Annotated in this window: 11 protein-coding genes; 8 read left to right on the top strand and 3 right to left on the bottom strand. The window is 63.8% G+C overall.

The window, feature by feature from the left end:
* Positions 1-4: 4 nt before the first annotated feature.
* Positions 5-1,285 (bottom strand): ferredoxin:protochlorophyllide reductase (ATP-dependent) subunit N, encoded by a 1,281-nt coding sequence (locus B9Z47_RS16480; RefSeq protein WP_108332309.1) that lies wholly within the window; start codon positions 1,283-1,285, stop codon positions 5-7.
* Entirely contained in the window at positions 1,282-1,785 is a 504-nt protein-coding gene (gene bchF, locus B9Z47_RS16475; RefSeq protein ID WP_108332308.1) for a 2-vinyl bacteriochlorophyllide hydratase, read from the bottom strand. The genes B9Z47_RS16480 and bchF overlap by 4 nt, the downstream gene beginning before the upstream one ends.
* A gap of 314 nt (positions 1,786-2,099) precedes the next feature.
* Between bchF and B9Z47_RS16470 the strand changes: the two genes are divergently transcribed.
* From B9Z47_RS16470 to B9Z47_RS16440, 8 genes are all read left to right on the top strand, one after another.
* Entirely contained in the window at positions 2,100-2,843 is a 744-nt protein-coding gene (locus B9Z47_RS16470) for a B12-binding domain-containing protein (RefSeq protein ID WP_233253850.1), read from the top strand.
* Between the two features lie 131 nt (positions 2,844-2,974).
* Positions 2,975-4,363: a transcriptional regulator PpsR gene (gene ppsR / locus B9Z47_RS16465; protein ID WP_108332307.1), complete on the top strand. Its 1,389-nt coding sequence runs from the start codon at positions 2,975-2,977 to the stop codon at positions 4,361-4,363.
* 73 nt (positions 4,364-4,436) lie between these two features.
* Positions 4,437-5,360, top strand: a complete 924-nt coding sequence (gene chlG / locus B9Z47_RS16460) for a chlorophyll synthase ChlG (RefSeq protein ID WP_108332306.1) — start codon at positions 4,437-4,439, stop codon at positions 5,358-5,360.
* The gene (locus tag B9Z47_RS16455) at positions 5,357-6,724 is read left to right on the top strand and encodes a BCD family MFS transporter (RefSeq protein WP_108332305.1); all 1,368 of its coding nucleotides are present in this window, start codon (positions 5,357-5,359) and stop codon (positions 6,722-6,724) included. The genes chlG and B9Z47_RS16455 overlap by 4 nt, the downstream gene beginning before the upstream one ends.
* A complete protein-coding gene (locus B9Z47_RS16450; protein ID WP_108332304.1) occupies positions 6,721-7,929 on the top strand; it encodes a geranylgeranyl diphosphate reductase in 1,209 nt (402 codons plus the stop codon). The genes B9Z47_RS16455 and B9Z47_RS16450 overlap by 4 nt, the downstream gene beginning before the upstream one ends.
* Positions 7,930-7,987: 58 nt before the next feature.
* Complete coding sequence (locus B9Z47_RS16445; RefSeq protein ID WP_233253849.1) at positions 7,988-8,479, top strand: TspO/MBR family protein; 492 nt, start codon at positions 7,988-7,990, stop codon at positions 8,477-8,479.
* A gap of 28 nt (positions 8,480-8,507) precedes the next feature.
* The gene (locus tag B9Z47_RS18490; RefSeq protein WP_146185821.1) at positions 8,508-8,687 is read left to right on the top strand and encodes a hypothetical protein; all 180 of its coding nucleotides are present in this window, start codon (positions 8,508-8,510) and stop codon (positions 8,685-8,687) included.
* Between the two features lie 34 nt (positions 8,688-8,721).
* Complete coding sequence (locus tag B9Z47_RS16440) at positions 8,722-9,744, top strand: alpha/beta fold hydrolase (RefSeq protein ID WP_233253848.1); 1,023 nt, start codon at positions 8,722-8,724, stop codon at positions 9,742-9,744.
* A 28-nt stretch (positions 9,745-9,772) separates the two neighbouring features.
* Here B9Z47_RS16440 and B9Z47_RS16435 read toward each other — a convergent pair whose 3' ends face one another.
* The gene (locus tag B9Z47_RS16435) at positions 9,773-11,251 is read right to left on the bottom strand and encodes a potassium/proton antiporter (RefSeq protein WP_108332302.1); all 1,479 of its coding nucleotides are present in this window, start codon (positions 11,249-11,251) and stop codon (positions 9,773-9,775) included.
* Positions 11,252-11,254 lie beyond the last annotated feature (3 nt).

The following is an 11,254-nucleotide window of genomic DNA, read 5'->3' as shown; positions in this document are numbered from 1 at the left end:
CGCCTTATGCCGCCAGCTTCAGGCGGCGTTTGAGGGGGCGGCTGAACAGTCCGGCCAAATCGGCCGCTTGTTCGTAGCCTTGAATGGGTGTGAAGACCAACTCAATCGCCCACTTGGTGGTGATGCCCTGGGCTTCGAGCGGGTTGGCCAAACCGAGCCCGCAGACCACGAGGTCGGGCGCATCGGCGATGCAGCGGTCGAGCTGCAGGTCCACGTCCTGGCCTTCGCTGATGCGTGTGCCTGCGGGCATGAGCGCGAGTTCGGCGGCCATGTGCTGACGATGCAAATAGGGCGTGCCCACTTCCACCAAATCCATGCCCAGTTCGCGGTGCACAAAACGCGCCAGCGGAATTTCGAGCTGCGAGTCGGGGAAGAAAAAGATGCGCTGGCCTTGCAGCATTTGGCGTTGCACGGCCAGGGCTTTTTCGGCGCGCTGGCGTGGGGCAGCGGTGGCTTGCTCAAACACCTCGGGGGCCACACCGAACTCGGTCGCGGCCGCTTGCAGCCAGGCGGTCGTGCCTTCTACGCCCAGCGGGAAGGGCGCTGGCAAATGCTGCGCACCGCGTGACTGCAGGGCGCGTGCCGTGTCGGCCAAAAAAGGCTGGGCCAACAAATAGCGGGTGTTCGGGCCAACCACCGGCATGGCCTGGCTGTTGCGCGGTGGGAAGAAGCTGACTTGCAAACCCATGCGATCGAACAGGCTGCGCATCTGGTCTTCCACCACATCGGCCAGGGTGCCGACCACCATCAGGGCGGGGGCGGTTTCAGCGCTTGTCGGCAAACCAGGGACCATGGCGGCAAGACAAGCGTCTTCGCCTTGGGTGAAGGTGGTTTCGATGCCGCTGCCCGAGTAGTTGAGCACGCGCACGGCGGGGTGGTGGATCTGGTTTTGGCGCTCGGCGGCGCGCGACAGATCGAGCTTGATGACTTCTGATGGGCAAGAGCCCACCAAGAACAGCAAGCGGATGTCGGGGCGGCGGGCCAGCAACTGGCCGACCACGCGGTCGAGTTCTTCGTGCACATCGGCCAGGCCCGCGAGGTCGCGCTCGTCGATGATGGCGGTGCCAAAGCGGGGTTCGGCAAAGATCATCACGCCCGCGGCCGACTGGATCAGGTGTGCGCAGGTGCGTGAGCCCACCACCAGAAAAAAGGCGTCTTGAATCTTGCGGTGTAGCCAGATGATGCCGGTCAAGCCGCAAAACACCTCGCGCTGGCCGCGTTCGACCAAAGGTACGACGTCGGTGCAACCAGAAGTTTCTGCGCGGATCGGGATGACAGTGCTCATGTGCTGGCCTGTGCGCCCGTGTCGGGCAGTGATAGGGAGGGTTTTTGCAGCCGCGCCATGCGCAGCTTGCGGATGTATTGCGCGGCGTTGATGGCGTAGCTGCCGTACGCGGCCAGGGCCAGAAGCAACAAGTCGTTGGCGCTCCAGACGCCTTGCCACCAAGCCCAGACATAGGCGGTGTGCAGGGCCATCACCCCCATGCTGACCACGTCTTCCCAATAGAAGGCGGGAGCGAACAGGTACTGGCCGAAGACCACTTTTTCCCAGATCGCGCCGGTGACCATGATGGCGTAGAGCACCACGGTTTTCAGCACCACCGAGGCCAGGGCCCAGTCGGTGTGCTCGCCGGTGTGCAGGCTGTTGAGCACCAAATACAGGCTGATGCCAAAAATCAGGAACTGCACCGGGGCCAGGATGCCTTGCACCAGCGTCCAGGCGGTCGCGTCACGCCGGGCGCGTTGCGCTGGCGTGTACAAAACCTGGGGGGAGGAAGCGGGCATGGAGGACCTGATTGGGTGGGTGGGTGGGCTTGTGATGAATGTAAGTCTGGACATACAGTGTGTCAACATAAATTGACAATATTTGCGAATGCTAGGGTTTACACTAAATACAAGTACTCCCGACACACTCACACTCAAGCCTGTGTTGTGCAGGGGCATTCCGGTGCCCGGCCCAACGCAACTCTTGCGACGAGCACTCCGATCCCCAGGAGCCTGCCGCTGGTGTATCCCTCTGATGATCGGTGCTTGTCATGGCTCAATACAGTTTTGAAAATTCGCAGTCACCGCCGTTGGAGTCGGGACTGGCGAGTCACATGCCTGAAGCGCTCAGGCGCGGTGCGCCCGTTGGCCCACGTCTGGTGGGTGGTACCTCGTTCACCGGCAAGTCCGCGCTGGACACGGCGCAGGTTCAGATCCTGGCGCAGGCCTGTCTGCAAGGGCTGGACGCGGCGCGGCAGGTGGTCTTTGGTTGGCAACGCCAGGGGCAGTCGCTCGAAGACATCTATATCCAAGGCATCACACCTTGTGCCCGTTTGCTGGGTGAGTGGTGGAGCGCCGACCGCCTCGATTTCGCGATGACCACCATCGCCTCCACGCATTTGCAGCAGTTGCTGCACGACTTCAGCGCCGAATTTTTGCAAGAAGCGCCACAGGCTCGCAACGGCTGGAGCCTGCTTTTGCTGACCGAGCCCGGGGCCCAGCACAGCATGGGTTTGTTCATGCTCAGCGAATTCTTCAAGCGTGCGGGCTGGATGGTGACCTTGGGTGTGCCGCAGGACGTGGCCGAATTCAAGCGACTGTTCCAGTCGGACTGGTTTGATGCGGTCGGCATCTCGGTGAGCACCGACCGGCACCTGGACACCTTGGCCAACTTGTTGCCGCAGCTCAAGGCGGGCGCGGATAACCTGAGTTTGCGCCTGTTTCTGGGGGGGGCGATGGCCCTGCGCGAACCTGCCTGCCTGAAAGGCATCGCTGCCCAAGTGGTGGCCGAGGACGCCCCGGCCACGGTGGCCTGGGTCCAACAATGCATGCCTTTGGGGCACACCAGAGCCTCATGACATGCTGCCCATGTGCGTTTCATTACATTCAAAATGCAAGGGCATAGGCCTGAGCACTGTCTATAAGACTATACTTGTATGACAAATTCAAGTGTCAACTTCCTGATGCTCAAACCCGTTTGGTTTACAACATGAAGCTTCCCTCTCTGGACCCATCCACCTTCTCCCAGTTGCTGGGGGTGGTGTCGGATGTGACCTTGGTCATGGACCCGCTGGGGGTGATCGAGGACGTCTCTACCGGGCGTGACACCCTGGCGGCTTTGGGTTGCCAGGCCTGGATGGGCCGCCGTTGGATCGATACCGTCACCAGCGAGAGCCGCATAAAGATCCAGGAAATGCTGCAGTCCCAAGGGGCCCCCGAGTTGATGCGTTGGCGGCATGTCAACCACACCTCGCCCATGGGCAATGAGGTGGCCTTGCAATATGTGGTGTTGCCCCTGGGTGGCGGCAAACTGCTGGCCATGGGCCGTGACCTGGAAAGCCTGGCCGAGTTGCAGCGCCGCCTAGTGGAAACCCAGCAGTCCATGGAGCGCGATTATTTGCGCCTGCGCCACATCGAGGCGCGCTACCGCGTGCTGTTTGACACCTCGTCCGAGGCGGTGTTGATGGTGGACGCCAACACCCAGCGCGTGCTGGAGGCCAATGTGGGCGCGCAGTCCCTGCTGAAAGATGCGGGCAAGCGCCTGGTGGGCCGCGATGTGCGCGAATGTTTTGAAGCCGACAGCCAGGGCGAGGTGCAGTCGCTGCTGCGCATGGCGCTGGCCACGGGCCGCATCGAGATGTGCTCGGCCCGGGTGGCCGGTTTGCCATCGGCCTGGACCGTGTCGGCCACGGTGTTCCGTCAGGAGGGCGGGGCGCAGTTTCTGGTGCGCCTGGTGACCCGCGAGACCGCGGCTGAGCCACGCCACGACCCCCATTCTTCCTTGGTGCTCAGTGAGGCCATGGCGCATTTCCCGGACGGCTGGTTGCTGACCGATACCTCGGGTGTCATCAAAAGTGTCAACGAAGAAGGCATGGCCTTGCTGGGCCTGACGGCCTCTTCGCAGGTGGTGGGCCAGAACATGGAGCGCTGGCTGTTGCGCGGCGCAGTCGACTGGGGCGTGCTGAACACCAGCTTGCGCCAGCAGCTGCCGGTGCGCAATTTCGCCACCGAAGTGCGCACCCTGTCGGGCATGACCTTGCCGGTCGAGGTGTCGGCGGTGTGCCTGGCCCGGCCCGAGCCGATGTACGCCTTTTTTGTGCGCGACATGGACCGCAGGCTGCAAGGCGGTGCGTCCCTGGCGCAAAGTCAGGTGAACCCGTTTGCCGAGTTGTCGCAACTGGTCGGGCGTCGCCCGATCAAGGACATCGTGGGCGAGACGGTGGACACCATTGAGCGCCTGTGCATCGAAGCGGCGCTGGAGCTGACCCACAACAACCGCGCTTCGGCGGCGGAAATGCTGGGTTTGTCGCGGCAAAGCCTGTACGTCAAACTGCGCCGCTTTGGCATGGTGGCCGAAGCCGAGGTCGACAGCCACTGAGGTTTGTCTGATTTGATTGACACTAAGTGTCAATCCCGGTTGACATTTTAAAAACGCTCTCCACAATGGGGGCATGGACACGCCGCCCCTCGCCCTGACACCGCCTCGCACCCGGCCTGCGCTGGGCACGGTGGCGGAGCTCCTCAAACCCATCACCTGGTTCCCACCCATGTGGGCTTTTGCCTGCGGGGTGGTGGCTTCGGGCCAGGACTTGGGCGCGAATTGGGCTTTGTTGCTGCTGGGCCTGGTGCTCACGGGTCCGCTGGTGTGTGCCAGCAGCCAGGCCGTGAACGACTGGTTTGACCGGCATGTGGACGCCATCAACGAACCGAACCGACCCATTCCTTCGGGGCGCATGCCCGGTCGCTGGGGTTTGGGCATTGCCATCGCCTGGACAGGGCTGTCGCTGGTCTGGGCCACGCTCATGGGGCCCTGGGGCTTTGCGGCCTGCGGCCTGGCGATTGCGCTGTCGTGGGCGTACAGCGCACCCCCTGTGCGCCTGAAAAACAACGGCTGGTGGGGCAATGCCGCCTGCGCCCTGAGCTACGAAGGGCTGGCCTGGCTGACCGGCACCGCTGTCATGTTGGGCGGTGCCTGGCCGGGGCCGCATTCGCTGACGCTGGCGCTGCTGTACAGCGTGGGGGCGCACGGCATCATGACGCTCAACGATTTCAAGGCCATCGAAGGCGACCGCCGCATGGGCGTGGCCTCACTGCCGGTGCAACTGGGTGCTTTGGGCGCGGCGCGCGCCGCCTGCCTGTTCATGTTTTTGCCGCAAGTGGCGGTGGCGGCTTTGCTACTGAATTGGCAACTGCCCTGGCACGCTGCGGCGGTGCTGGCGTTGGGCTTGGCACAGTGGCCCCTGATGGCCCGATTTTTACGGCAGCCGGTCGAGCGTGCCTTGCACGTCAGCGCCTTTGGCGTGCCGCTGTTTGTCAGCGGCATGATGGTCAGCGCCTGGGGCCTGCGCCAATTGCATCTACAGGGGTTGGCATGAGCACACCGTTGAATACGTCCATGTTTGGCTGGTTCCAAATCATCCGTCTGGGTTTGATCCAGGCCTGCCTGGGGGCGGTGGTGGTGGTGACCACGTCCACCCTCAACCGCATCATGGTGGTCGAGCTGGCGCTGCCCGCCTTGCTGCCGGGCTTTTTGGTGGCCTGGCATTACGCGGTGCAAATGGTGCGTCCGCGCATGGGTTTCGGGTCTGACAAGGGGCGGCGCAGCACGCCCTGGATGATGGGCGGCATGCTGGTGCTGGGCGTGGGGGGCGTGATGGCAGCCTCAGCCACGGTGTGGATGGCGACCGAGCCTGTCTATGGCGCTTTGCTGGCTTGGCTGTCTTTCAGCCTGATCGGTTTGGGCGTGAGCGCTTGCGGCACCTCGCTCCTGGCCCTGATGGCCAAGCGCGTGCCCGACGAGCGGCGGGCACCTGCGGCCACCACCGTGTGGCTGATGATGATCGTGGGTTTTGCCGTCACGGCCGGTGTGGTGGGCAAACTGATCGACCCCTACAGCCCGCAGGTCTTGCTGCAGGTTTCGGCGGGCCTGAGTGTGATCACGGCGCTCATCACGGCGCTGTGTTTGTGGGGCCTTGAAAAACCGGTGGATGCTGGTGCCATGCCTGTTCAAAACGCCGCCAGCGAACACCTGCAAAAACAGAACTTCAAAGAGGCTTTTCAAGAGGTCTGGACCGAACCTGCCGCGCGCACCTTCACCGTGTTCGTGTTCATGTCCATGCTGGCCTACAGCGCGCAGGATTTGATTTTGGAGCCCTTTGCGGGCGCGGTGCACGGCTTCACGCCGGGGCAGACCACACAACTCTCGGGCTGGCACCACATGGGCGTGCTGATCGGCATGCTGGCGGTGGCGGGCGCAGGGTCTCGCTGGGTGGCCGGACGCCTGGGTTCGGTACAGGCCTGGATGGTGGGCGGCTGCCTGGTGTCGGCGCTGGCCACGCTGGGCTTGGTCAGCTCGGCCATGGCCGAGGTCTGGCCGCTCAAGGCCAATGTGGTGTTTTTGGGTGTGGCCAATGGCGCGTTTTCCATCGCCGCCATTGCCACCATGATGCGCCTGGCCGGTGAAGGCGGGCCGGGCCGTGAAGGCACGCGCATGGGTTTGTGGGGCGCGGCGCAAGCGGCGGCCTTTGGTCTGGGTGGTTTGCTGGGCACGGCTGCCAGCGACCTGGCCCATGCCCTGTTGGGTGAACAACGCACGGCCTATGCGGCCGTGTTTGGCATGCAAGCGCTCATGTTTGCGGTGTCGGCAGCGGTGGCTTCGCGCCTGCGCGCCGGGCCTGCACAGCGTCAGCGCTTGCGTTTTGAGGGTCCCGTATTGCTGAAAGGTGGGTCAAGCTCATGAACCAGACCGATTACGACGTGGTCGTGGTGGGGGGCGGGCCTTCCGGGGCCACCGCCGCACACGATTTGGTGCGCCAGGGATGGCGCGTGTTGTTGCTCGACCGCCAGGGCCGCACCAAGCCCTGCGGGGGCGCGATCCCGCCGCGCCTGATCCAGGACTTCGACATCCCTGACCACCTGCTGGTGGCCAAGGTGCGTTGCGCCCGAATGATTTCGCCGTCCGACAACAAGGTGGACATCCCCATCGACAACGGCTTTGTCGGCATGGTGGACCGCGATGAATTTGACGAATATTTGCGCGAACGTGCTGCCGGGTCGGGCGCGGTGCGCTGCCAAGCCGTTTTTGACAAGCTGCAGCACGACGACAGCGGTCAGTTGTGGGTGCACTACACCCCGGTCACACCCAAAGAGCACGCGGCCGCCGAGCACGCACTGCCCGTCAAAGTGTCCACCCGCATGGTGGTGGGGGCTGACGGTGCACGCTCGGAAGTGGCGCGCCAGGCCATTCCCAACGCGCACAAGACCAAATACGTCTTCGCGTACCACGAGATCATCGCGTCGCCCGTGGGCCAGCCGGGTTATGACGCAGCGCGCTGCGACGTCTACTACCAGGGCGAGGTCTCGCCCGACTTTTACGGCTGGGTCTTCCCGCACGGCAAGACCATGAGCGTGGGCATGGGCAGCGCCGACAAGGGTTACTCGTTGCGCAGCGCCACGGCGCGCTTGCGTGAAATTGCGGGTCTGACCCATGCGCCCACTTTGCGCCGCGAAGGCGCGCCGATTCCGCTCAAACCCTTGCCACAATGGGACAACGGCCGAGACGTGGTGGTGATTGGCGACGCCGCTGGTGTGGTGGCCCCGTCGTCGGGTGAAGGCATTTACTACGCCATGGACTGCGCCCGGCGCGTGGCGCAGGCCACCCATCAAGCCCTCAAAACCGGCGACAGCGCCTGCCTGAAACAGGGCCGCAAGAGTTTCATGAAGCAGCACGGTCGGGTGTTCTGGATCTTGGGCGTGATGCAGTACTTCTGGTACCAGAGCGACCGCCGCCGCGAGAAATTCGTCAAGATCTGCGAAGACCGTGATGTGCAGCGCCTGACGTTTGAGTCCTACATGAACAAGGAGCTGGCGCGCAAGGACCCGATGGCCCATGTGCGCATCTTCCTCAAGGACATGGCCCACCTGCTGGGTCTGGCGCGAACGTGATGCCTGGGGTGCGCTGGGACACAGGGCCTGCGGCTTGGGTCCGATGACAATGCTGCCCATGAACAAACAAGCTTTCACCCGTTTGGCGGTGGCCTTTGCGCTGAGCTATGCCACGGCGGGCATTGGCGGTGCCCTGACCGATCTGGGGCCGTGGTACTTCGCGCTCAAGCACCCGACCTGGAAACCACCTGACGCCGCGTTTGGTGTGATCTGGACCACGATTTTCACCTTGTGCGCCATCAGCGGTTGGCTGGCCTGGCAGGCGGCCGACACCCCCGCTTTGCGTCGGCGCGTGGCGTGGCTGTTTGGTGCGAATGCGCTGCTCAACATCTTGTGGAGCGCGCTGTACTTCAAGCTGCAGCGCCCCGATTGGGCGCTGTTTGAGGTGGTGTTTCTGTGGCTGTCCATCCTGGCCCTGATTTTGGGCCTGTGGCGGCTGTCGCGCTGGGCCAGTTTGCTGCTCATCACCTATTGGGTCTGGGTCAGCATCGCCACCGTGCTGAACGTGCAAACCGTGATGCTCAATGGGCCTTTCGGCGCGCAGCCCTAAAGCGCCCAACCCCACCAGGAGAGTCCCCATGCCCGCCTCCCTCATGGCCACGATTTTTTTGTTGATGACCGGTCTGTGCGGCGCAGCCTACTGGTGGCTGGACCGCCGGATGCAGCGCCTGTCGGACACTTTGCGTGACACCTACAAACTGGGTCTGATGATCATCTACGGCCTGCAGATGGTGCTGCTGCTCATGTTCGCCATCTAGCCATGGCCGATTTCACGCGAGCGGCTTGCGCCGCATGCACACGCGCGGCCTGCGCCGCATGAAGAGGCCCGGGCTCGTGCTGGCGCTGACCGCTTTGACGCTGCTGTCCCTGTGGTTGTGGACACCCGATGTGCCGCGCGCCACGTTGGAAGCGCGCTACCTCGCGGCCCCTGCCGACATCCACCAGGTGGGGCTGTGGCAGCTCCATGTGCGCGACAGCGGCCCGCCCGGTGCCCAGCAAAGGACTGCGCAAAGAACCGCCCAAAGTGCTCCATCTGGTGCCCCATCTGATGTCCCACCGGATGCCTCACCGGATGCCCCAGCGGTGGTTTTGTTGCACGGCTTTGGTTCGAGTTTGCAGACCTGGGACGCCTGGGCCGAGGGTCTGGCCGCCACGCACCGAGTGGTGCGCATCGACTTGCCCGGCAGCGGCCTGAGCCCGCCCGACCCGGCGCACGACTACCGCGACGAGCGCAGCTTGCAACTGCTGATCGCCTTGCTGGACGACTTGGGTCTGCCCCGTGCCAGCCTGGTGGGCCACTCCATGGGTGGGCGCATCGCCTGGACCTTTGCGGCCAAGTTCCCCGAGCGCACCGACAAACTGGTGCTGGTGGCCCCGGATGGTTTTGCCAGTTTTGGCTTTGAATACGGCCAACCCATGGCCGTGCCCGCCACGCTGGGCCTGATGCGCCATGTGCTGCCCAAGCCTTTGTTACGCATGAACTTGCAAGCGGCCTATGCCCAGCCCGAGTCGCTCAGCGATGCCTTGACCACGCGCTACCACGACTTGATTTTGGCCCCCGGGGCGCGCCAGGCCATGCTCGACCGTTTGGCGCAAACCGTGCTGCAAGAGCCCGGGCCACTGCTGCGCCAAATCCGAGCGCCCACCTTGCTGGTCTGGGGCGAGGCCGATGCCATGATCCCCGTGAGCAATGCCAGCGATTACCTGCAAGCCATCACCGGCAGCCGTTTGGTGTCCTGGCCCAAAGTCGGTCATTTGCCGCAGGAAGAAGCGGCACAGCTGTCGTTGAAGGCGGTGGCCGAGTTTCTGCGCTGAACGGCAGACCGGACGTTTGGAAACCGCCTCAGGTGATGCGGATGCCCACCTGCGTGATGCGGTTGCCTTGGATGGTGCGCACGCTGATCTCGGCTTGACCCAGGTGCGCCGTGTCGCCGTGCACGGGCGGTCGGTGCAAACTGTCGGCCAGCCATTGGCCCACGGTTTTGTCGGCATCGCAGGGCAGGTCCAAACCGTAAAACGCGCACAACTCGCCCATGGATGTGGTGGCCACCAAGACAAAGTCGCCAAACACCAAACGGGCGTGTTCGGTGTCGTCCAGATCGGGCACCACCACGTTCAATCGGCGCGCGCTCCAGGCGATGGTGGAGCCTTGCAGCACCAGCGAGGTCAGCACCACGGTGAAGGCCACATTGAAGTAAATGCTGCCCCCTTCTACCCCGGCCATGACCGGAAACACCGCCAGCACAATTGGCACCGCGCCGCGCAGGCCCACCCAGGAGATGAAGGTGATTTCTCCCCCCGAAAAGTGCAGGGGCTTGAGGCACAGCCAGACCGAGATCGGGCGGGCCACCAACATCAGCACCAGCGAGACCCCCAGCGCTGGCCACAGCGTGCGCAGCAACTCGGAGGGCGTGACCAGCAACCCCAGCAACAAGAACATGCCCGCCTGCGACAGCCACGCATACCCGTCCATGGCCGACAAAGACGCGCGCACTTGGCGACGCGCCCGGTTGCCGACCACCACGCCCATCAGGTAAACCGCCAAAAAGCCCGAGCCACCCAACCAGGTGGTGAAAGCAAATACCGAGAGCCCGCCCGACACAATCAGCAGCGCGCGGATACCGCCGCCGCCGTCTTCGCCCCGGCCCAGTCGTTTGAGCAATTCGGCCAGCGCCCAGCCGCAACCCAGGCCCAGCACGCTGCCCCAGCCCAGTTGCTGCAGCAGCGACAGCAGCACCTCGGACAAGGCGAGTGACGCGCTGCCGGGTCCGCCCACCGCCAGCGCCATGGCAATGAAGGTGAGCGTGAGGTAGACCGCCATCGGGTCGTTCATGCCCGACTCGATCTCCAGCGTGGCGGCCACGCGTTCGTTGAGTTGCACGCCGGAGGACTTGAGCAGCGAAAACACCGCCGCCGCATCGGTCGAGCCGACAATGGCTCCCACCAGCAAGGCCAGCGGCCAGGGCAAATCGAGCAGCCAATACGCTGCCGCACCCGTGATGGCGGTGCACAGCACCACGCCCAGCGTGGCCAGCAAAAGCGCGGGCCGCAAGCCCGTTCGGAAAGTACCCATCTGGGTGCGCAAACCGCCGTCCAGCAAAATCACGGCCAGGGCCACGTTGCCGACCCAAAAGCTCAAACGGAAATCGTCAAAGGCCAGACCGCCCGGGCCATCGACCCCGGCCAAAATGCCCACCACCAAAAAAATCAGCAGGAAAGAAAAGCCGATGCGGGCCGAAAACACCCCGGCCAGCACGCTGATGAACACCAGCGCCGCAGCCGCCAACAAAGGCAAAGACAAAAAATCGAGCGACAACACCATGCA

Source organism: Limnohabitans sp. 2KL-1, assembly GCF_003063435.1.
Lineage (GTDB): Bacteria > Pseudomonadota > Gammaproteobacteria > Burkholderiales > Burkholderiaceae_C > Limnohabitans_A.
The sequence above is the reverse complement of the archived record's forward strand: the minus strand, read 5'-3'. Positions and strand labels throughout refer to the sequence as shown.

Excerpts from the sequence above, each read along its gene's own strand:
- B9Z47_RS16480 (WP_108332309.1), bottom strand. The coding sequence starts at position 1,285 with ATGAGCACTGTCATCCCGATCCGCGCAGAAACTTCTGGTTGCACCGAC.
- bchF (WP_108332308.1), bottom strand. The coding sequence starts at position 1,785 with ATGCCCGCTTCCTCCCCCCAGGTTTTGTACACGCCAGCGCAACGCGCC.
- B9Z47_RS16470 (WP_233253850.1), top strand. The coding sequence starts at position 2,100 with ATGCCTGAAGCGCTCAGGCGCGGTGCGCCCGTTGGCCCACGTCTGGTG.
- ppsR (WP_108332307.1), top strand. The coding sequence starts at position 2,975 with ATGAAGCTTCCCTCTCTGGACCCATCCACCTTCTCCCAGTTGCTGGGG.
- chlG (WP_108332306.1), top strand. The coding sequence starts at position 4,437 with ATGGACACGCCGCCCCTCGCCCTGACACCGCCTCGCACCCGGCCTGCG.
- B9Z47_RS16455 (WP_108332305.1), top strand. The coding sequence starts at position 5,357 with ATGAGCACACCGTTGAATACGTCCATGTTTGGCTGGTTCCAAATCATC.
- B9Z47_RS16450 (WP_108332304.1), top strand. The coding sequence starts at position 6,721 with ATGAACCAGACCGATTACGACGTGGTCGTGGTGGGGGGCGGGCCTTCC.
- B9Z47_RS16445 (WP_233253849.1), top strand. The coding sequence starts at position 7,988 with ATGAACAAACAAGCTTTCACCCGTTTGGCGGTGGCCTTTGCGCTGAGC.
- B9Z47_RS18490 (WP_146185821.1), top strand. The coding sequence starts at position 8,508 with ATGCCCGCCTCCCTCATGGCCACGATTTTTTTGTTGATGACCGGTCTG.
- B9Z47_RS16440 (WP_233253848.1), top strand. The coding sequence starts at position 8,722 with ATGCACACGCGCGGCCTGCGCCGCATGAAGAGGCCCGGGCTCGTGCTG.
- B9Z47_RS16435 (WP_108332302.1), bottom strand. The coding sequence starts at position 11,251 with ATGGTGTTGTCGCTCGATTTTTTGTCTTTGCCTTTGTTGGCGGCTGCG.